Below are 20,923 nucleotides of genomic sequence, written 5' to 3' on the forward strand. Positions count from 1 at the left end.
TTACCACTTCATCTCACCCTTGTTGACCTTGGCGCCGATGTCCAGGGCGATGCCCAGCCCGGCTTGCGGATAGGCGGTCTTCATGGTTTCGATCAAGCTGGCGGCGTCCTTGGCCTTGGGCAACTCGGATTCGAAGCGGACCAGATAGTCGCGGGTGTAGCGCAGCGAGGAGGCGTCTTGGGCGGTGCCGGGCAGCATATGGCCGGGTACCACGGTGACGGGCTTGAGCGCGCTGATGGCGTCGATCTTGGCCACCCAGTCGGCGCGGGAGGCGCTGGTCTGGGTGTCGGCGGTCCAGGCGTGCAGGCCGCCGAAGATGTTGACGCCGCCCACCACGGCCTGGATGGACGGGATCCACACATAGCTGCGATGCGCCAGGCTGTCGTGCAGGCCGCGCACTTCCAGGCTCTGGCCTTCCAGCGTCAGGGTCTCACCCGTCATGGCCTCGGGCAGCACCGGTTGGCGCGGCGCGTTGCCACCCAGCTTGGGGCCCCAGAACTGCACTTTGCCCTTCACCGAGGCTTCAATCTTTTTCAGCGTCGCGGCACTGGCCACGATCTTGGCGTCAGGGAATTCGGCGTGCAGCACTTCCAGGCCGAAGTAGTAGTCCGGGTCGGCAGCCGAGATGTAGATGGTGCTGAGCTTCTTGCCGCTGTCCAGCACGGCGGCGGCCACGCGCAGGGCGTCGGCACGGGTGAAGCCGGTGTCCAGCAGCACGGCTTCCTTGGCCCCGCTGACCAGCACCGAGTTGACATGGAAGCTGGCCGGGCCGTGGTTGATCACGGTCAGCGTCAGCGCTGCGGGCTCAGCGGCGGCGGCGGGCTGCACGGCGCTCAAGGTGGCGGCGAACAGGGCGCCCATGCCGAAGGACTTCAGCAGGCGGCGCAGGCTTGGGTTTTGGGTCGAAAACATGGTCTGTCCAATCAGTTGTGTTGCGATGGATGAACTTTATTTGCTCTGAATCTCAAGATAAACAGCGATTGGATAGACTGTTTGTTTCATAAATCGAGCAAATCAAGGCGGTGACCATGGACAGATTGCGGGCCATGCAGTTGTTTGTTGAGGTGGTGGAGCGCGGCAGCCTGACCGCGGCGGCCGAGCATTTGCAGATGTCGCGCGCCATGGCCTCGCGCCACTTGGAGGCGCTGGAGCAGTGGTTGGGCGCCCGGCTCTTGCAGCGCAGCACCCGGCGCCTCAGCCTCACGGAGGCCGGCACGCAAGCCTTGTCGTCCTGCCGGCAGATGGTGGCCTTGGCCGACGAAACCCTGCTGGCGGCCGGCAATCACCAGCAGACGGTGCAGGGGCAGTTGCGCGTCAGCGCCAGTGCCTCGTTTGCCCAAGGTCCGCTGGCGCCGGCGGTGGTGGACTTTCTGCGCCAGCACCCGCAAACCCGCATCGAGGTGCTGGTGCAGGAGCGCGCGGTTAATCTGGTGGAAGACCGCATCGATCTGGCCCTGCGCATCAGCAATCAACTCGACCCGCAGCTGATTGCCCGGCGCTTGACCTGGTGCCGCTCCGCGATTTGCGCGGCACCGGCCTATCTGGCCGCGCAGGGCCAGCCGCAATCACCGGCCGATTTGATGGATCACGCTTGCATGGCGCACCAGCTTTACAGCCCCGATGCCTGGCGCTTGCAGCGCGGCGGCGAGCGCGTGGTGGCCAGCCTGCCGCAGATCCGCCTGAGCGCGAATGACAGCGTGACGCTGCTGCGTGCCGCGCTGGCCGGGGGCGGCATCGCTTTGTTGCCGACTTATCTGGCCGGGCCTTTTCTGGCCAGCGGCGAGTTGCAGCGCGTGCTGCCCGAGCATGAGCCCGAATGCCTGGGCCTGCATGCGGTCTACACCAGCCGGCGCTACCAGCCGGCGCTGCTGCGCAGCTTTATCGACTTCCTGGCGCAGCGCTTCGATGCGGAGTTGCCGTTCTGGGATGTCGGCGCTAATTGATCTCGCCCGCGTAGGCCAGGCGCAGGGCATCGACGCGCAAATGCCGTTGCAAGGCGGTGTTGAGCTGCGCCAACGTGAGTGCTTGGATGGCTTCGTCCAGCGCTTGGGCGCGCAGCAGGCTGTGGCCGCGATACAGGCCGCTGGCCAGGCTGGCGGCCAGGTGGGCGTCTTGCATGCGGGCCAGGCGCCGCTCACCCAGCAGGGCTTGCTGGGCGCTGCGCAACTCGGCCGCGCTGGCGCCTTGTTGGCTGAGTTGGCGAACCTCTTCCCGCAGGGCTAGCTCCAGCTGCACGCGCTGCTGCGGGGCGAACAAGGCGCCCAGATGCCAGACGCTATTGAGGTCCGGCCCACCCCAGCGCCAGTAAGACCAGACGTTGTAGGACAGGCCTTCGCGCTCGCGGATGCGTTTCCACAGGCGTGAATCGCTGCTGCCGCCGAGGATCAGGTTTGCCACCAATAAGGCCGCGTGATCGGCGTGCTCATCGTTGACCGCCAGGTCCAGGCGCGCCAGCAGGGCGGCATTGCGCTTGTCGGCGAGCTGCAGCTGTTGAGGCGCTTGCGGCGCACCGGCCTCGGCACTTGCTGCGGCATCGGCCAGCGGGCGCGGCAGGGCGGCGTAGGCGGCGGGCGCCTGCCAGTCGCCCAGCGCTTGTTGCAGGGCCGCGCTCAGCTCGGCGGGATCAAAGTCGCCCACGGCGGCGAACTGCGCATGCGTGCTGCCGTAAAAGCGCTGGTGAAAGCCGCGCAGCTGATCCAGGCTGACGGCCTGCAGATCGGCCGCCATCTCGTCAAAGCTGCGGGCATGGCGCACATCGCCGCGTGGCCAAGGGCTCAGCGACTGAGCCAGCGCATTCGCGGCCAATAGCTCCGGGTCATTGCGCTGCGCCTGCAGATTGCCCAGCAGCTGCGCGCGCACCTCATCGAGCAGCGTCTGCTGCCACAAGGGCCGACGCAAGACCTCGGCCACCAACAGCACGGCGGCAGCGGCATGCTGGCGCTGGCTGCGCCAATTCAGCGTCAGGCGATCGGCCTCGGCGCTGATCTGCAAGCTCATCTTCAAGGCGTCCATGCGGTCGCTGAGGGCTTGGGTGTCCAGGCTTTGCGTGCCCTTGCCCAGCAGGCCGGCCAGCAGTTCCGCCACCGCCGCCTGGCCGCGCAGATTGTTGGCATCACCCATGCGCAGCACAAGCGTTGACTCCAGCATGCCGCCGCGTGTGGGCTTGGGCAGCAGGGCCAGGCGCATGCCGCCGGGCAGCTGGCTGCGCTGGGTCAGGCGCTCCATCTCGGCAGGTCGGCTGTCAAAGGCGGGCATGGCGGCGGGTGCCGGGCCGGGGGTGAAGTCGCGCAGGGCCTGGCGCGCATCGACGAAGCTGGGCTTGGGCGCGCGCTGGGGCTGCTCGGTCGGCAGGTAAAGCACCAGGGTCCGATTGGCGGGCAGCAGGCGCTCGCGGGCCACGCGTTGCAGCTCGGCCAGGCTCAGCGCCTTGACGCGGTCGCGCAGCAGAAAGTAGAGCCGCCAGTCGCCCTGGCCCACGGCGTTGGACAAGGCCAGGCTCAGGCTCTCGGCATCGGCGAACTGCTGCTCCCACTGGTTGAGCCAGCGGGTCTTGGCGCGCTGCAACTCTGTCGCGGTGACGGGGCTGGTGCTCAGTTCTTGTTCCAGCACCTGCAGCATCTCGCGCTGCAACTCGGCAGGCTCGGCGCCTGCGGCCAGCTCTGCGGTGAGCATCATCACGCCGGGCTCGGCGCGCAGCTCATTGCTGGCGCTGATGCGGCTTGCTAGCTTGCGCTCGCTCACCAGGCGTTGGGCCAGCCGCCCGCCGGGGGCGGCACTGAGGATGGTTTGCAGCAGCTCGATGGCTGCATAGTCCGGGTGCGCGGCGGCCGTGGCGTGATAGGCCGCTCGTAGCGCAGCCACGCCGCCGCTGCGGCGGATCACCACGCTGCGTTCGCCGTCCTGCGCGGCTTCCAGGGTGTGGCGCGGTGCCGGGGCGCCGGGCCCCGCCGGCAGGGCGCCAAAGCTTTGCTGCACCCAGGCCAGCGCTTTGGCGGGCTCGAAGCTGCCGCTGATGATCAGCGTGGCATTGCTGGGCTGGTAGTAGCGGTGATAGAACTGGCGCAGCTGGCTGGCCTTGATGTGTTCTACATCGCTGCGCGTGCCGATCACCGGGCGCTTATAGCTGTGCCACTGGTACATGGCGGCCAAGGCGTGCGATTCCAGGTTGAAGTCGAGATCACCGTCGCTGATGTCCATCTCGCTGCGCACCACGCTCATCTCGGCATCCAGGTCAGACTGGCGGATCAGGCTGTTGTGCATGGCATCGGCCTGCCAGGCCAGCAGCCAGCGCAGCTTGGCCTCATCGACGGCGAAGCTGGCGAAGTAATTGCTGCGGTCGTGCCCGGTGCTGGCATTGGCATTGATGCCCAGGCGGCCGAAATCCGCCCAGGGGTTGGGGTGGCGCGGCGTGCCTTTGAAGATCATGTGCTCCAGCAAATGCGCCAGGCCGGCTTCGCCGTAGTTCTCATGCTTGGCGCCGACCCGGTAGGTCATATTGACGTGGGTGCTGAGCTTGGAGTTGTCGGGCGCCAGCAGCACTTGTAGGCCGTTGGCCAGGCGGTATTCGCTGATGCCTTCGGCGCTGGCCTGCAATTGCGGCGCGGCCCAGGCCGACGCTGCAGGCTGCAGCAAGCTCAGGCTCAAGAACAGCAGCCGCAGCGGCTTGGTGACGGAGAGGTTGGAGGAGGGCCCGGGCATGCAGTGATGAGCGAAAAGATGGCGGAGGCGGCAAGCGTAGCAGGCGAGCTTGGCTGCCTTGCGGCACAGCCATCGGCGATGGCGATCAGGGCCCGGCGAAATCAAACCGGCGGCCCACCCGCAGCGCCGGCAAAGTCAGGGACAATTCAACACCGCGCGAGGCATCCGCCCAGCGCCTATTTGCCTCAGCCCCCGTCAGCGCCTGCATGAACTCAAAACCGGTTGCCCTCAAGCCCAAGGATCGCGCCAAGATTCTCATCGGCAGCCTTTTGCACCCGCGGCAAACGCGGCGCTGGCTGCAGTTCGTCGGCCAGAACGAGATCCTGCAAGACAAGCTGGCGCAGTTCCCCTTCGCGCACAGCAAGATCTACCGCCCCTATTTGTCGAACCGCCTGAGCTGCGCCAAGCGGGTTGATGTCTTGATTGCGCATTACCGCTTCCTGAGCGACTTCGGTCTGAGCGACTGGGTGCGTGACGCCTCGCAGCAGCCGCAGCCCTTGGTGCAGCTGGAGTGCAAGTCCGGCGCCAGCATGGCGCTGGAGCTGAGCGCCATTCACGAAGGTCACCGTGAAGGCGAGTTGTGCCTGCGCTTGGTCTACAAGGGTGAGTACATTTTTGCCGCTTCCCTGGTGGTGTTCGAAGAAGACGGGCAGCCCTGCCTGATGCTGGGTCGCCTGCAAGGCAAGGCCACCGATCAGGCCCGCGAGTTGGTGCGCGAAGCCACCAAAGATCTCTACAGCACCCGCCCGGCCGGCTTGCTGGTGCTGGCGGCCAGGCATTTCGCCCATTTGCTGGGCTGCTCAAAAGTGCTGCTGGTCAGCAACCACAACCGCATCAGCATCAATCTGTGGCGGCGCTGGCACATCACCTCCAATTACGACCAGATGTGGACGGAGATGGAGGCGGTGCAGCGTGCTGACGGCAATTACGAGCTGAGCGCGCTGGACAAGCCCTTCATCGACATTGAGGCCATCGCCTCCAAAAAGCGCTCGGAAGCGCGTAAGAAGCTGGCCCTGCTGGAAGCGATGTTCGAAGGCCTGGCGCTCAGCCTGAACACGGCGCGCAGCAGCAACGCAAAAGCCTAGGCCTGCCTGGAAAAGCGCTGCCGGTATTGCTCCGGCGTGATGCCGGCATGGCGCTTGAGGCTGCGCTGCAAGCTGTCCACCGAACCGAAGCCGGCCTTGTGCGCCACCCGGGCCAGCGGCCAGGGCGTTTGTTCCAGATGGCTTTTGGCGCAGTCCAGCCGCATCGCCTCCACAAAGCGCGCCGGGGTCTGCCCGGTTTCCTGCCGGAACTGGCGCGCAAAGTGGCGCTCGCTCATGGCCACGCGCTGGGCCAATTCCGCCACGCCCAAGTCAGCTTGCGGATGTTCATGCATCCAGCTCAGCAGATCCCGGAAGCGATGGCTGGCCCGCGTCTGCGCCTGCAGGCCGGCTGAAAACTGCGATTGCCCGCCCGGCCGGCGCAAGTACAGCACCAGGTCACGCGCCACCGCGAGTGCCACCGCCTGACCCAGATCGGCCTCCACCAAGGCCAGGGCCAGATCAATCGCGGCCGAGATGCCGGCCGAGCTGTAGAACGGCGGGTCGGCCACAAAGATGGCGTCGGGCTCCAACGCAATGCCAGGGTATTGCCGCGCCAAGGCCGCGCAGGAGCGCCAATGCGTGGTGGCGCGCCGGCCCTCCAACAAACCCGCGCCCGCCAAAGCAAATGCACCCGTGCACACGCTGCCGACGCGCCGCACCACCCGGGCCTTGCGGCGCAGCCAGGGCAGCAGGGCATGGGCCGTGCCGCCGGTATCGAAGGCCTGCTCGTCGCCGCCTGCCACCAGCAAGGTGTCGATGCTGCCGCGCAGCTCGGCAATGGGGACGGAGTCGGCCCAGCTCAGCCCCGAGTTGCAGCGCACCGTGCCGCCCTTGGGCGAGGCCAAGATCAGCCGGTAAGCCGGTGCTTGGCCCTCGCGGGCGCTGAACTGCGCGGCCTTGGTGAAGACCTCCCAGGGGCCCGTCACGTCGAGCGACTGGCAGCCCTCGTAGGCCAGCAGCACGATGACGCGGCTGCGCCGAGCGGCCGTGTTGGCTTGAGTTTCGGGCATGGCTGAATTTGCGGTGATGTTGTCAGAACAGACATGCTACGCCTGCCTAGACTGGGCGCATGAATGAATCCAAACTGCAAGTCTGGCTGTTGGTCTTGTGCCAAGCCCTTTATGTGTGCGCCTCGGCCATCGGCCTGACGCTGACCGGCCTGGTGGGCCTGAATCTGGCGCCCTCGCAGGCACTGGCCACCTTGCCTTTCGCCCTGGTCACGGTAGCCACGGCCTGCAGCACCATCCCGGTGTCGCTGGCGATGGCGCGCTGGGGGCGCAAGCCCTTATTCCTGCTGGGCGCCTTGGCCGGCGGCGTGGGCGGAGGTCTGGCGGCCTGGGCCATCGTGCGGGGCAGCTTCACGCTGTTTTGCTTGGCCATGCTGTTCCAGGGCTTGTTTCAGGCCAGCGCCCAGTACTACCGCTTTGCGGCCACCGAGGCAGCTGCGGCCGACTTCAAGGCCAGGGCCATTGGCCTGGTGATCGGCGGCGGCGTGCTGGCGGCCGTGCTGGGGCCCACACTGGCCGCCTGGGCGCGCGACGCGCTGGGGCCGCACACCTTTGCCGGCTCCTACCTGGCGGTGCTGGGTTTGGCGCTGGTTTCTAGCCTGGTGCTGGTCAGGCTGCAAATGGCCGCGCCCCCCGCTTTGCCGGCCGGCCAGGCCGCCACGCCCTGGCGGCGCATCGTCAGCCGCCCGGCTTTCGTCGTGGCGGTGGCCAATAGCGCGGTGGCCTATGCCGTGATGATGTTTGTGATGACGGCCACGCCCTTGGCTGTGCTGGGTTGCGGCCTGAGCGTGGGTGCAGCGGCCACGGTGATCCAGTGGCATTTGTTTGCCATGTTTGCGCCGGGCTTCTTCAGCGGCAAGCTGGTGGCGCGCTGGGGTGTGCGGCGAGTGCTGCTGCTGGGCACCGCGCTATTCGGCCTGGCTGCCTTGCCTGCCTTGCTGGGGCTGACGCAGCTTCATTTCGGCATGGCGCTGGCGCTCAATGGCCTGGCTTGGAACCTGATGTTTGTGGGCGGCACCAGCTTGCTGGCCCAGGGCTTCGCGGCCGACTCCGCCGTGGACCGGGCCCGCGCCCAGGCCGCGGGTGAGTTCATCACCTTCGCGGCCGTGGCGGGCGCGTCACTGGCTGCCGGCGCGCTCTACGCCAGCCAGGGCTGGGCAGCAGTCAATCTGCTGGTGCTGCCGCTGCTGGCCTTGGCTGTGGGCGCCACCCTGTGGCAGCGGCAGGTGCAGCAGCGCGCCGGCCGGCTGGCGGCGAGCGCTTAAGCCTGCCACTGCCCCATCAAGCTCGCCCACTTGGCGCGAGCCGCCTTGAGGTGGCGCTCCTTCACATGCCCATAACCGCGAATTTCCTCGGGGATGCGGGCGATGTCCACGGCCAGCTTGAGGCGCTCTGCCGTCAGGCCCTTGGCAAGGATGGCTTCGATGCTGGCGCGGTACTCGGCAATCAGCGCGCGCTCGGTCTTGCGCTCTTCGGTGTGGCCGAAGATGTCGAAAGCCGTGCCGCGCAAGCCCTTGAGCTTGGCCAGCAGGCCAAAGGCCGGGCGGATCCAGGCGCCCATCTGCTGTTTGACCAGCTCGCCCTTTTCGTTCTTCTTGGCCAGCAGCGGTGGCGCGAGGTGGTGGATGATTTTGTAGTCACCCTCGAACTGCGCGGCCACCTTGTCGGTGAAGCGCTTGTCGGTGTGCAAGCGGGCCACTTCGTACTCGTCCTTGTAGGCCATCAGCTTGAACAGATAGCGCGCCACGGCCTCGCTCAGCTGGCTGCCGCCCAGCGGCTTCTCGGCGGCTTGCACCTTGTCGACCAGGGCCTTGTAGGCGGCGGCGTAGGCGGCGTTCTGGTAGTCGGTCAGGAAGGCGACGCGCTTGCTCACCAGCTCTTCCACGCCCGGGCGCTTGACGATGTTGATGACCTGCGTGGCCACAAACAAGGCCTGCACGGCGGCCAGATCATGGGCGCAGCGGCGGCCCCATTCAAAGGCGATCTTGTTGTTGTCGATCTGCACATTGTTGAGCTCGATGGCGCGCATCAGTGCGGCATAGCTCAGCGGAATGCGGCCCTGCTGCCAGGCATAGCCCAGCATCAGCGGGTTGGTGTAGAGCGAATCGCCCACCAGCTTGACGGCCACTTCCTCAGCATCAAACATGCCCAGATGGCTTTGGCCCACGGCGGCCAGCACGGCGCTTTCGCAAGCGGCGCCGGGGAATGACCAGTTGGCGTCATTGACCAAATTGGCCGTGGGTGAGCCGTGGGTGTTCAGCGCCACATAGGTGTGCCCCTCGCGCATCACGGCCAGGGTGGCCTTGTTGGCGGCAACGATGGAGTCGCAGGCGATCACCAGCTTGGCCTCGGCCGTGCCGACCTTGGTGCAGTGCAGGTCTTCGGCCTTGTTGGCGATTTGGATATGGCTCCAGGTGCTGCCACCCTTTTGCGCCAGACCGGCCGCGTCCTGCGTGATCACGCCCTTGCCTTCGAGGTGCGCAGCCATGCCCAGCAATTGGCCGATGGTGATGACGCCGGTGCCGCCCACGCCGCCCACCACAATGCCCCAGGCCTTCTCGGCATTTGGCACAACGGGTTGAGGAATGGCGCCGAGCTTGGCGCTGTCGAAGGGGCTGAGTTTCTTGTCCTTCTTGGGCTTCTTGAGCTCGCCACCTTCCACGGTGACGAAGCTGGGGCAGAAGCCTTTGACGCAGCTGTAGTCCTTGTTGCAGCTGTTCTGGTTGATCTGACGCTTGCGGCCGAATTCGGTGTCGACCGGCTCGATCGACAGGCAGTTCGATTGCACCGAGCAGTCGCCGCAGCCCTCGCACACCAGCTCGTTGATGAGCACGCGCTTGACCGGGTCCACCAGCTTGCCCCGCTTGCGGCGGCGGCGCTTTTCGGTGGCGCAGACCTGGTCGTAAATGATGACGCTGGTGCCGGGGATCTCGCGGAACTGGCGCTGCACGGCGTCAAGCTCATCGCGGTGATGCACGCTCACGCCGGCCAGCAGGGACACGCCTTGGTATTTCTGCGGTTCGTCCGTCACGATGCAAAGCTTGCTCACACCTTCGGCCGTCACGCTTTGCATGATTTGCAGCACGGTGTGGCCTTCGGCGCGCTCACCGACTTGCTGGCCGCCCGTCATGGCAACGGCGTCGTTGTAGAGAATCTTGTAGGTGATGTTGACGCCGGCGGCGATGCTCTGGCGGATCGCCAGCAAGCCGCTGTGGAAGTAGGTGCCGTCGCCCAGATTGGCGAAGATGTGCTTCTCGTTCGTGAAGGCCGACTGGCCCACCCATGGCACGCCCTCACCACCCATTTGCGTGAAGGTGGCGGTGTTGCGGCCGGGCATCCAGCTGACCATGTAGTGGCAGCCGATGCCGGCCACGGCGCGCGAGCCCTCGGGCACGCGGGTGGAGGTGTTGTGCGGGCAGCCGCTGCAGAACCAGGGCGTGCGGTCGGCGCCGCCGGCGGTCTTTTCCTCGGCCTTGAGGGCGTTTTCCTTGGCGTCGATGATGGCCACGCGGGCATCCAGTCGCGCCATCACATCGGCATCCACGCCCAGCTTCTTCAGGCGCTTGGCAATGGCGCGGGCGATGATGGCCGGCGTCAGGTCGGCTTGCGGGCGCAGCAGCCAGTTGCTGCTCGGGTTGGGCAGGCTCCACTCGCCGCCTTCGCCTTCATGGTCGTCGAACTTGCCGAGCACATGCGGGCGCACATCGCTGCGCCAGTTGTACAGCTCTTCCTTGAGCTGGTATTCGATCATCTGGCGCTTCTCTTCGATCACCAGAATTTCTTGCAGGCCTTCGGCGAAGTCGCGTGTGATGGTGGCTTCCAGCGGCCACACCACATTGACCTTGTGCAGGCGGATGCCCAGGCGGCGGCAGGTGTCGTCATCCAGGCCCAGGTCATGCAGGGCCTGGCGGGTGTCGTTATAGGCCTTGCCGCTGGCGATCAGGCCAAAGCGGTCTTGCTTGGTTTCGATGACGTTGTAGTTCAGCTTGTTGGCGCGGATATAGGCCAGGGCGGCATACCACTTGTAATCCATCAAGCGCTTTTCCTGCTCCAGCGGCGCGTCGGGCCAGCGGATGTGCAGGCCGCCCTCGGGCATCTGGAAGTCCTCCGGCATGATGATCTTGACGCGGTCCGGATCGACGCTGATGGACGAAGAGCTTTCGACGATTTCCTGAATCGTCTTCAAGCCCGACCACAGGCCCGAGAAGCGGCTCATCGCAAACGCGTGCAAGCCCATGTCCAGAATGTCTTGCACGCTGGTCGGGAAGAACACCGGGAAGCCCACGGCCTTGAACACGTGGTCGCTCTGGTGCGCGGCGGTGGAGCTCTTGGCGATGTGGTCATCACCCGCCACCGCGATCACGCCGCCATGCTTGGCGGTGCCGGCCATATTGGCGTGCTTGAACACGTCGATGCAGCGGTCCACACCCGGGCCCTTGCCGTACCAGATGCCGAACACACCGTCGAATTTGTTCTTCTCGGGGAAGAGGTCGAGCTGCTGGGTGCCCCACACCGCGGTGGCCCCCAGTTCTTCATTGACGCCGGGCTGGAACACGATGTTCTGCTTGGCCAGATGCTTCTTCGCAGCCTGCAGCGCTTGGTCATAAGTGCCCAGCGGCGAGCCGCGGTAGCCGCTGATGAAACCGCCAGTGTTCAGGCCCACCATCGCGTCGCGAGTGCGTTGCAACATCGGCAGGCGCACCAGGGCTTGCACCCCGCTCATGAAGGCTCGGCCGCTGTCCAGCGCGTATTTATCGTCCAGCGTGACGGTCTCTAGCGCACGCAAGATATGGTCGGGCAGGGGTGCATTCATGATGTGGCTTTGGGCTCCAGGGGTGGTGTGGCTGGCGCAGCTTCGAGGGCGCTGACCGCTTGTGGCGGCGCACCGTGGCTGGCGCGGTTCTCGGCTTTTTACCGGGTACGGGAGTGTATGAAAAGCCCGGCCTGCTGTGCTTGCTTTTTGGCGCTCCAGATTCGCAGTTCGCGCAATAATCATGCTGAGAACTGCGGAAGGTCTTGCGAATGATTTCGAAAAATCAAACTTCAGTAAAAACCCTTGAGTCGCAGGAAGGGGCGCCGGCTGGTGCGCCCGGCGCAGCCACGGGCCTGGATCGCTACGACATCGCCATCCTGCAAGCCCTGCAGCGCGACGCGCGTTTGTCGAATGCCGAGCTGGCCACCCGCATCGGCCTGTCAGCGGCGCCGACCTGGCGGCGCGTCAAATGGCTGGAGGAGCAGGGCTTCATCACCGGCTACCGGGCGGAGATCGACCGTCGCAAGGTAGGTCTAGGCGTGCTGGCCTTTGTGCGGGTGGATGCCGACCGCAATAACGGCGCCTCCACCAAGGTGCTGGAAGAGGCGCTGCGCCAGCTGCCCGAGGTGATCAGCTGCCACTACATCTCAGGCACTGGCACCTTCGAGCTGCAGGTGATGGCCACCGACCTGGACGCGTTTTCCCGCTTCACCATCGACACCTTGCTGCACCTGCCCAATGTGAAGGACGTGCACACCCGCTTTTCTCTGGGCGAGGTGAAGGCGGCCGGGGTGACGCCGCTGGGGCATTTGGGCGCGGCCTAGCGCAGCTGCAGCTCACTTGCTGGGGCTGCCGGTCACGTCGATCTTGAGCTGGTAGTTGCTGTGCTCATTGCGCCGCGCGGCATTGCGCATCAGATAGACCCGCACGCTGTATTCGCCCGCCTCGGTGCTGTCCAGCTTGAACTCATTGCCGGCGCTCGAGCCAATGTGAATGGCCTCGCCCTGTGAGCCGGGTGGCAAGACATTGAAGTAAGTCGAGGGATTGCTGGGCTTGAAGTTGACGGTCAAGACCTGCCCCGCACCCGTGCGCAGCTTGTAGTCAATAGTTTGCTCACCCTTGATGCTGGCCTTGATGGTGCTGCCGGAGCTGCCTTTCTTGAACTGAACCTGCTTGACCTGAATGCCGGGTTCGGCGGCCAAAGCGATTGGCGGTGCAACTCCAACGGCCGCAGCGAGGAGGGCAGAAAGACAAATACGCATCTTCATGGTCAGTCACCTTGAATGGGTAGATAGAGTGAGTGGTGGGCGTGCAGGAGTGCGCAGCAGCGCAGCCTCAGGGGCCGCTGCCCAAGGTCCATTTGACCAAGGCGCGGAACAGGGCTTCGCGCGGATAGCCGCGCTCGCTGGTGCTGGCGCGCACCCAGGCGTTGGGGTGGCGTTCGCGCGGCAGGGCAATGTCCCAGTGGTCAGCGCGGGCTTCGGCCAGCAGGCTGCTGCCGGGCAGGATGGCGTCCCGGCTGAGCAGCTGCCCATCATTGCGCGGGTCGATATTGCTGAGCGCGCTATTGAAGGGGCGCAGCGAAATGCCTACTTCATGCGGCGGCACAAAGCCCAGCACCGAGTGGTAGCGCAGGCTGCGGGGTGGCGGGTGTGCGGCCAGCCAGGCCACGCTCTCGCGCTGCGTCACGCTGCTGACCTCCTGGCCATCTGATGCCGTGCAGCCAAAAGCATTGATGCGGGTGGACAGGCCTTCAAACAGGTCTTCAAAGTGGTCGGCCAAACGGGTGCCCATGACCACGCCGGCCACCGCAACCAGATCAATCACGGCCGCTGGCAAGCCCTCAGCTTCTGCCTGCAGCAGCGCCAGTGCGCGCAAGGTGTCGGGCACGCCTTTGGAATAGGCGATCAGCACAATGCGTTGTACGCCGGGGCGCGCGGCTTCTTGGCGAATGGCCGCCGCCACGCGCTTGGCATTGGCGGCGCTGGACTCGCGCCCGGGCAGGCTCAGCGCTTGAACTTGGGCCAGGCCCAGATCGGCATATTGGCGATAAGCCTCGCTGCGGCTGAGCGCGCGTTCGCGCAAAACGCCGTCACCAAATGGCACGGACTGTTCCTCAAAACAGTCGGAGAACAAGCCGGGCACCAGCAAGACCGAGCTGCCGGGCGCTTGAGCCTGAAAGCGCTGCTCCAGCGCGGCCAGTCTTGGCTTGGAGGCCGCGAGGTTGGCAGGAGGCGGGGTGGCCTCAAGCCCATACAACCAAGCCTGAATCGGCTGCGGTTTGGTGCCGGGGTGGGCCAGCAGCTCTTGCGCAAACAGGGCGCCAAAATCTTGCCGCTCGTCTTGGATGCCGGCGGCGGCCCGCGGCAGGTTGACGATGGGCCAGGGACTCATCATCGCCGGTGGGGCGACCCAGCTGGCGCAGGCGCTGAGCAGCAGGGCAAGTGTTGGCGGGCAAATTCGCGTCAGCAGCAGCAGGGGTGTTCTCACGATTCAGTCCATGCCCACACTGGCTTCGGTCAGAAAAAAGCGCTCGGCGCGGCGCTTGGCTTCACTGCGATTTTCATTGCGCGTTTCTTCGGTGGCATCAAAGTCGAGCTTGGCGGCTTGCACGGCGCGGCAGGTCATATAGGCCCTGGCGCGCGGCTCGGTCAAGTCGTCCAGATGGCCGCCCAACAAATCCACCAGCTTGGCCTTGCGCCTGAATAAATCGACTTGCTCGGCATAGTCCTTGGGCTGCTCGGCCCGCAGGTTCGCCACGCATTCATCAAAGCTGGCGCCCTTGCACCAGCTGGGGAACTCGGCGCGTATCAAAGTGCGGGTGTCGGCATCGACAAACTGTTTGACCTGCATGATGGCGTCCAGCATCGCGTCTTGGTAGGCGTGGGCGTGTTCGTAGAGCGTGGCGTCACAGCCCTCACAGTCCGGGCCGAAGCGTTTGAGCAGCCAGCCCACCAGACTGCCGCGCGACTCCCGCTGCTTGCGCACCAATTCGCCGTCCACCGCGCGGATCGCGTCCACCGGCACATTCAGCGAGCCGCAGGTTTGGCCTTCCCAGGCGGCCATCAGCTCGTCATCGCTTTCCACCGGGTCTTCGCCATGTGGCATCAGCTCGCCGCGCACCAGGATGCGCTTGGCCGCCTCGTCGTAGGCGAAGCTGACGCGGCGGTAGGCCACCGGCCAATCGGACAGCGAGCTGACGTTGAGCTCCAGCACCGGGCGGATGTCGAGCTCCCGGTGGGCGGCCCAGAAGCCGCGGTGGGTGTGGGCCGACAAGTAGACCAAGGGGTGGTCGACTCGTGACATCAGGCTGCGCAGCAGCAAGCGCGAAGGCAGGCCGAGCGCGCGCCAGTTGTGGTGGCCAGCAAAGACCACCAAGTCCCCTTTTTGCTTGGCCTCGGTGACCCAGTGCGTCAGGGCGCGCACTTGGTCCAGATTGACGTGGCCGATGCTACCGGGGCTGCGGCCCATCAAGGTGTCCCAGCTGCTGACCAGGGGACCGGCTTGGTTGGTGTCCAGCCCAATGACGATCACGTTGCGTGTGGCGCCAGGGGCCCGTGGCAGCTGAATGCGCTGGGCCAGGAAGGAATCGGCATAGGCATAGCCGTCCAGCACATGGGCCTCAATGCCGCTGAGGAAGGCTTCGGCATTGGGGTTGCGCCAGCTGACGCGGTGCGAGCCTCGGGCCGGGGGGAGTTGGATGCCGGGCTGCGAGGGCACGGCCGCCTGGCCCTCCAGATACATCTGAATGAAGTCGCGTTTGCTGAAGGCCTCGTTTTGGCCCTTGTTGGCCTTCTCTTCCAAGCTTGCGCCGCGCCGGCAGGCCTGGTTCCACTTCTGCGCATCGCGGTTGAGGATGTCGTCCATGATGCTGTAGCCGTAGATGCCAAACATCAGCCCATCGTGATTGCCGGGCAGGATGGCGCCGGCCCGGCCCGCCGCGTTGAAGACCCGGCTCATGCGCTGCGCTTCGGAGCGGCAGGACAGATCGAGCACATCGCCCAGATGTAGAAAGTTCTCGTTGGGGTGGGCCTGTAGCGCCCACTCCATGATGCGGCGCCCAAACAGCGGCTGTTCGGGCGGGCGCTGGGCCACTTCCACATAGGCGTCCACCGCGCTGTCGTTGTCGTAGAGCGGCCAGCCCGTGGGCTCATGCTCCTGCGTGTCACCCAGGGCCACGATGGGCGTGGTGAGCACTTGGTAATTGCCGCTGCCGGGCACTTGGGCGTCAGGGCCGGGCTGGGGTGAAAAGCTGACGCAAGCACTCAGCGCTGCGGCCGCGAGGCTAGCAAGAGCAAAGGAGCAACGGCGCAAGATCGTGTGGCACATGTCAGCGGCGCCTTCAGTAATAGCTGGACGGCATCAGCTTGAAGAACCAGCTCTGCAGGCGCTGCCAGTGGCTGCGTGCGGGGGCTTGTTCCAGTACCTGCTGCTCGCCATGCCAGACGACGGCTTGCGCGGCATTGAAAGCCAGCCGCCAGCTGTTGGCGCTGCTCATATCGCGCTCCATGCGCTGCGCCAGGGTGGCGGCCAGGGCGGGGCTGTCGATGATCACGCCCATCTCGGAGTTGATGACCTCGGAGCGCGGGTCCAGATTCATCGAGCCGATGAAGCTGCGCGCGCGGTCGATCACCATGGCCTTGGTGTGCAGCCCGGCAAAGCCCGAGCGCACCGGCGCGGTATCGACCCAGTCGGTTTTGATCGTGGGGTCAGGTCTTAACTCGTGCAGCTCGGCACCGGTCTTCAGAATCGGTGCGCGCCAGTCTTCGTAGTGTGCGTTGACGGCCGGCACATCATGCGAGGCCAGCGAATTGGTCAGGATGCGCACGCGCACGCCGCGCGCAGCCAAGTCCGCCAGGTCTTGCATGAAGTTGGCATCCGGGATGATGTAGGCATTGGTGATCAGCACTTCCTTCTGCGCCGAGCGCATCAAGGCCCGGAAGGCCTCGGGCGTATGGTTGCGAACGCCTTCGGCCCGCGAGGGCGAGTCGGTGTGCACCACGCTGCGCCCCGGCGCCAGGGACGCGCTTAGTTGCTGCTGCTCAGCCGTCCAGCTGTGGCGCCCGGCCAGCAAGTCCTGCATGGCGGGGTGTGCGGCAGCGGCCTCGGGCAACTCAATGGCGGCGGCGGTGATGCGGCCTTGGCTGCGCGCGGCGCTGCTGCTTGGAATCGGCCGCACCCAGTCGCTGTTCCAGTAGCGATCGAAGACGGCGCTGGCCTGGCGAGCGACCGGGCCGACGCCCATCACATCCAGATCATGGAAGTTGAATTCGCTGTTCAGGCCGAAATACTCATCACCGATATTGCGCCCGCCGATGATGGCCACGCGGTTGTCCACCACCATCTGCTTGTTGTGCATGCGGCGGTTGATGCGGCTGAAATCGCGCGTGCCTTCGGCAATCCGGCCGATCCAGTCGCGGTTCTGCCAGGCGTTGAAGGTACGGACTTGAATATTTGGGTGCGAGTCAATATAGGCCAGCATCTCGTCGCGCAACTCCGGCGCCGTCATATGGCGCAGCATGGTGCTCAGGTCATCGAAGAGCAGGCGTACCTTCACGCCCCGCTCGGCCGCGGCGATCACCCGCGCCATCAGCAACTGACCGCTGGCGTCGCCAAACCAGACGTAGTACTGCAGGTCCAGGCTGTGCTTGGCCTGGTCGATCAGGGCCAGGCGCCACTTCAGGCCTTCCGAGTTCTTCTCCAGCAAGCGGAATCCGGAGGCGTCGCTGCCGTGCTGCGCGGCCACTTGGCTTTCGGTTTGCGCCCAAACGCCGGAGTCCTGCGGCGCCATCGCGTAGGCGGGCGGCAGCTTGGGGGGCGGTGGTGCCGTCCCGGCGCAGGCCGCCAAGAACAGGGTGAGCAGGACGACAGAAAGCCGCAAGCCAAGGCTGCGCCATCGCGGCTTGGTCGACATGGCGCTCATGCAGGCTGGCTCATGAATAGCTGAATGAAGGGGTGGCTGCTGGCTTTGACTGGGCATTTGACAGCAGAAACAAGCCCGGGGCTGCCCTCAAAAATAGGGGCTTACGCTGATGGGCAGCGCTGCTGCTGCAAGTGGCGCCGGCGCGGGGAAGCTAACGGGCCATTGTTGCGTGTTGATGTCGGCGTGGCGGCAAGGCTGGCGCGTCAAATCGACGCAGCGATGCTTGCCGCGGGCGCGCGGAATGACTCGGGCTTCAGGCAGAATAAATCGGCGCTGACCCAAATTTTTCCGCCCCTATGCTTTGTGGCGGCTCGCAGCTTGCGAGGGGTCTGACCTGTGATTGAACAAAACTCGCTGAAGTACACCTCGCTGCAAAAGAAAAGCTGGCCCAACACAATGCAAAAAAAAGTACGCGTGCTGCACCTGCTGTATGCCTTGGGAGTGGGCGGTGCCGAGCGCCGGGTGCTGCGGCTGGGCCTTGGGCTTGATGCCGACCGGTATGACATCCATGCCCTGAGCTTGCGACCTGTGGAGGGGGCCACCTTGCCTTGGCCGCCCGAGCGCCATACCTATTTCCCCATTCCCTCCGGCCTTCATCGTGACCGTCTGCTGGGCTTGGCGCGCTTCATGCGCGAGGGGCAATTCGATGTGGTGCACACCCACAACTGGGCCACCATGTTTTACGGCGTGCTGGCGGCCAAGCTGGCGCGGGTGCCGGTGGTGCTGCACGGTGAGCATGGCCGTAATGAACGGGATCGCGCCGGTTTCCCGCTGCGGCGTGAGATCGCGGCGGCCACGCTGGCGCGCTTGGCGACCCGTGTGGTGGCGGTCAATGAGTCGATTGCGGCGGACGTGCAGGGGCGCTGGAAACTGCCTTCTAGTCGCATCGTCTGCGTGCCCAATGGCGTGGATCTCGGCCGCTTCAAGCCGCGCAGCGAGCGCGGCCCCGACACCGGTCGCGATGCTGACGAATTCGTCATCGGCACGATTGCTCGTTTTGATGCCATCAAGAATCTGCCTTGCTTGATTCGTGCTTTTGAGCGCCTGGTGCAGGCTCAGCCACAACTCAAGTTGCGATTGGTTCTGGTCGGCGCCGGGCCGGAACAAGAGGCGCTCTCGCAACTGGCCCGCCAGGGTGCTGCGGCCAGCAAGATCGATTTCGTGGGGGAGACCGCAACGCCGGAGCAGTGGTATCCCAGGTTCGATCTGTTCGCCAACACCTCGCATTCGGAAGGCATGAGCAATTCGGTGCTGGAGGCCATGGCCTGCGGCGTGCCGATTGTGGCCTCCGCGATTGCCGGCAACCTCTGCTGGCTGCACGATGGCGCCAACGCGCTGTTCTTCCCGTCTGACGACGACGCGGCTTTGGCGGCGCATTTACAGCGATTCGCAACCGAGCCTGGGCTGGCTCAGCGCATGGGCGCAGAAAATCTGCGCCGCGTCCATGCTGAGTATGACAACAGCTTCTTCCTGCAGCGGTATGACATGCTGTACCAGAGTCTTTTGAAGTAGTTTGGACAAGCGCGGGGGAAAGTGCGCTGAAGAAGGTCTGTGCCACCGGCCGATCAGCTGTGATAGCCTTTTCCTTAGCTGCCCGTCATGGGCGGGAAGGGACCGGCCATGGGAAGTGGGTGCAGATCTTTTCGCGCGCTGCCTGCGGCATGGGTGGCGTTCGCCGCGCTGCTTGCAAATTGCCTGCTTTTTGCGCTGCCGCTGCGGGCCGCCGAAGTCAGCATGGCCTTCGGCGAGAAGATTCCGCCCTTCTGCTTTCCCACGAGCGACACCGGCATCGAGCTTGAAGTGATGCGTGAGGCGCTGGCCTTTAAGGGGCACCAGCTCAAGCCCCGTTACTTTCCATTTGCGCGGATTCCGGTAGCCTTTCGGGACGGCACGGTGGATGCGGCCATGACGGACTTGGGCCAGGACCTGAGCGCCGCCGGTGCCCATTACGGCGCCCCGGCCGTCACCTACGACAACGTCCTCATCAGCCTGAGCCGGCGCCAGCTCAAGATCCTCAAGCCGGCCGATCTGAATGGTTTGAGCGTGGTCTCTTTCGTCGGCGCCATCAAGCGCTACCCCGAGTGGCTGGAGCCGGTGCGCCGCGCCGGGCGTTATGTGGAGATCAATGACCAGTCGGCCCAGGTCAAGACCTTGATGCTGGGCCGCTACGACGTGGTGCTCAGCGACCGCAATATCTTCAAATACTTCGCCCTGCAGCTCAAGCGAGAGGGCGTCGCGCTTCAGCCCGTCGATGAAACTTCTTTCGTCAAGCTCAATCCGCAGGACTACCGCCCGCTCTTTCGCGACGCCCAAGTGCGTGACGATTTCAACCAGGGCTTGAAGCAGCTCAAGGAGTCGGGGCGCTTGCAGGCCATCTACGACAAATACCTGAAGGAATAGGGCGGCCGGTCTTGCTTGCGGCTGGCACCACGCCAATCCAGCGTGAGGCGCCGCGTAGCGCCAAGTTGAGGCAAACTCTGCGTATGTTCAAGTCAGCCGTTTGCGCGGTCATGGTACCTAGGCGGCTCCTTTCGGTGCTGCTGACGCTGCTGATTTTTTTCCTGCAGCTGCTGGCTGGCGCCTGGGTGGCCCGGGCCGAAACAGCGCCCTTGCTGATCCGCCATGCCCTGGGCCAAGAGCAGCAAGCCAAGGTCCTCACCTACGAACAAGCGGTGCTGCGTTTGCTGCTGGACAAAACTATTCCCAGCCACGGCCCTTACCAACTTCAGCCCAGCGCGGTGGTGTCACAAAGCCGAGCCTTCTTGCAACTGGCCAGTGGGGAGCTAGATGTCGTGAGCTCGATGAGCACGAGCAGCCGCGAAAGCCAAGGCATTCCGATTCGTGTCTGCCTGTATCGCGGGCTTTTGGGCGTGCGCCTGCCCATCAGCCTGAGCAGCCGCAGTGAGCGCTTTGAAAGTGTCAGCAGCCTGGCGCAGGCGCAGGCCTTCAAGCTCGCCCAAGTGGCCGATTGGCCCGACACCCAAATCCTCCATGCCAATGGCTGGCATGTCGAACGCATCCCTCGGCTGAGCACTTTTCCGGAGATGCTCAAGCGGGAACGCATCGACCTGTTCGCCTTGGGCGCCATTGAAGTCTTCCCCATCGTCGATGCCTTGCCGGAGTTGATCGTGCTGGAGCATTGGCTGATCGCCTACCCCTCGGCCTATTACTTCTTCGTCAATTCGAAAAAGCCGGAACTGGCGCAGCGCCTGCGTCAGGGTTGGGATTTGGTCTTGGCCGACGGCAGCTTTGCCGCCTTGTTTGAGCAATGGGTCGGCCCGCAACTGGCGCGCGCCAAACTGGCCGAGCGGCGCTGGCTGGTGCTGCGCAACCCTGAACTGCCGGCCGAAACCCCGGTGCAGGACAGCCGGCTCTGGCACCCCTTGGTGCGAAGCCGCCTCTTGCGCGCAGTGGGCGAGCACTGAGGGTCTCAGGCGTCCTGGGTCAGACCTTGGCC

At 65.0% G+C, this 20,923-nt stretch carries 15 protein-coding genes; 7 read left to right on the plus strand and 8 right to left on the minus strand.

What is annotated here, in order from left to right; all coding sequences use genetic code 11:
* A complete protein-coding gene (locus tag AT984_RS21310) occupies positions 1-861 on the minus strand; it encodes an MBL fold metallo-hydrolase (protein WP_197418347.1) in 861 nt (286 codons plus the stop codon).
* A 167-nt stretch (positions 862-1,028) separates the two neighbouring features.
* Between AT984_RS21310 and AT984_RS21315 the strand changes: the two genes are divergently transcribed.
* Complete coding sequence (locus tag AT984_RS21315) at positions 1,029-1,943, plus strand: LysR family transcriptional regulator (RefSeq protein ID WP_058721816.1); 915 nt, start codon at positions 1,029-1,031, stop codon at positions 1,941-1,943.
* On the opposite strand, the gene AT984_RS21320 is transcribed toward AT984_RS21315, so the two are convergent.
* Positions 1,936-4,698 (minus strand): M16 family metallopeptidase, encoded by a 2,763-nt coding sequence (locus AT984_RS21320; RefSeq protein ID WP_058721817.1) that lies wholly within the window; start codon positions 4,696-4,698, stop codon positions 1,936-1,938. The genes AT984_RS21315 and AT984_RS21320 overlap by 8 nt on opposite strands.
* A 206-nt stretch (positions 4,699-4,904) precedes the next feature.
* On the opposite strand from AT984_RS21320, the gene AT984_RS21325 reads away from it, so the two are divergent.
* Complete coding sequence (locus AT984_RS21325; protein ID WP_058721818.1) at positions 4,905-5,783, plus strand: VirK/YbjX family protein; 879 nt, start codon at positions 4,905-4,907, stop codon at positions 5,781-5,783.
* Here AT984_RS21325 and AT984_RS21330 read toward each other — a convergent pair.
* The gene (locus tag AT984_RS21330; RefSeq protein ID WP_058721819.1) at positions 5,780-6,793 is read right to left on the minus strand and encodes a GlxA family transcriptional regulator; all 1,014 of its coding nucleotides are present in this window, start codon (positions 6,791-6,793) and stop codon (positions 5,780-5,782) included. The genes AT984_RS21325 and AT984_RS21330 overlap by 4 nt on opposite strands.
* Positions 6,794-6,852: 59 nt before the next feature.
* Between AT984_RS21330 and AT984_RS21335 the strand changes: the two genes are divergently transcribed.
* Positions 6,853-8,055, plus strand: coding sequence for an MFS transporter (locus tag AT984_RS21335; protein ID WP_058721820.1), 1,203 nt, complete (start codon positions 6,853-6,855; stop codon positions 8,053-8,055).
* Here the strand turns inward: AT984_RS21335 and AT984_RS21340 are convergent.
* A complete protein-coding gene (locus AT984_RS21340; RefSeq protein ID WP_058721821.1) occupies positions 8,052-11,603 on the minus strand; it encodes an indolepyruvate ferredoxin oxidoreductase family protein in 3,552 nt (1,183 codons plus the stop codon). The two genes, AT984_RS21335 and AT984_RS21340, sit on opposite strands and share 4 nt — an antisense overlap.
* A 209-nt stretch (positions 11,604-11,812) precedes the next feature.
* Between AT984_RS21340 and AT984_RS21345 the strand changes: the two genes are divergently transcribed.
* The gene (locus AT984_RS21345) at positions 11,813-12,367 is read left to right on the plus strand and encodes an Lrp/AsnC family transcriptional regulator (RefSeq protein ID WP_058721822.1); all 555 of its coding nucleotides are present in this window, start codon (positions 11,813-11,815) and stop codon (positions 12,365-12,367) included.
* Positions 12,368-12,379: 12 nt separating this feature from the next.
* Here AT984_RS21345 and AT984_RS21350 read toward each other — a convergent pair whose 3' ends face one another.
* The 4 genes from AT984_RS21350 to AT984_RS21365 all read right to left on the minus strand — a co-directional run bounded on the left by AT984_RS21350 (position 12,380) and on the right by AT984_RS21365 (position 17,466).
* Positions 12,380-12,745 (minus strand): hypothetical protein, encoded by a 366-nt coding sequence (locus tag AT984_RS21350; protein ID WP_058721823.1) that lies wholly within the window; start codon positions 12,743-12,745, stop codon positions 12,380-12,382.
* Positions 12,746-12,878: 133 nt separating this feature from the next.
* Positions 12,879-14,033, minus strand: coding sequence for a hypothetical protein (locus AT984_RS21355; protein WP_156422165.1), 1,155 nt, complete (start codon positions 14,031-14,033; stop codon positions 12,879-12,881).
* Between the two features lie 3 nt (positions 14,034-14,036).
* Positions 14,037-15,872 carry a hypothetical protein gene (locus tag AT984_RS21360; RefSeq protein WP_058721825.1) on the minus strand — a complete coding sequence of 612 codons (1,836 nt, stop codon included), beginning with the start codon at positions 15,870-15,872 and terminating at the stop codon, positions 14,037-14,039.
* Between the two features lie 13 nt (positions 15,873-15,885).
* Positions 15,886-17,466 (minus strand): phospholipase D-like domain-containing protein, encoded by a 1,581-nt coding sequence (locus AT984_RS21365; protein ID WP_058721826.1) that lies wholly within the window; start codon positions 17,464-17,466, stop codon positions 15,886-15,888.
* 396 nt (positions 17,467-17,862) lie between these two features.
* On the opposite strand from AT984_RS21365, the gene AT984_RS21370 reads away from it, so the two are divergent.
* The 3 genes from AT984_RS21370 (at position 17,863) to AT984_RS21380 (ending at position 20,891) form a co-directional block, all read left to right on the plus strand.
* The gene (locus AT984_RS21370; RefSeq protein ID WP_156422166.1) at positions 17,863-18,978 is read left to right on the plus strand and encodes a glycosyltransferase family 4 protein; all 1,116 of its coding nucleotides are present in this window, start codon (positions 17,863-17,865) and stop codon (positions 18,976-18,978) included.
* A gap of 222 nt (positions 18,979-19,200) precedes the next feature.
* Positions 19,201-19,866 carry a substrate-binding periplasmic protein gene (locus AT984_RS21375; RefSeq protein WP_082680392.1) on the plus strand — a complete coding sequence of 222 codons (666 nt, stop codon included), beginning with the start codon at positions 19,201-19,203 and terminating at the stop codon, positions 19,864-19,866.
* A gap of 134 nt (positions 19,867-20,000) precedes the next feature.
* Complete coding sequence (locus tag AT984_RS21380; RefSeq protein ID WP_058721829.1) at positions 20,001-20,891, plus strand: hypothetical protein; 891 nt, start codon at positions 20,001-20,003, stop codon at positions 20,889-20,891.
* Positions 20,892-20,923: the final 32 nt, after the last annotated feature.

Source organism: Paucibacter sp. KCTC 42545, assembly GCF_001477625.1.
GTDB lineage: Bacteria > Pseudomonadota > Gammaproteobacteria > Burkholderiales > Burkholderiaceae_C > Paucibacter_A.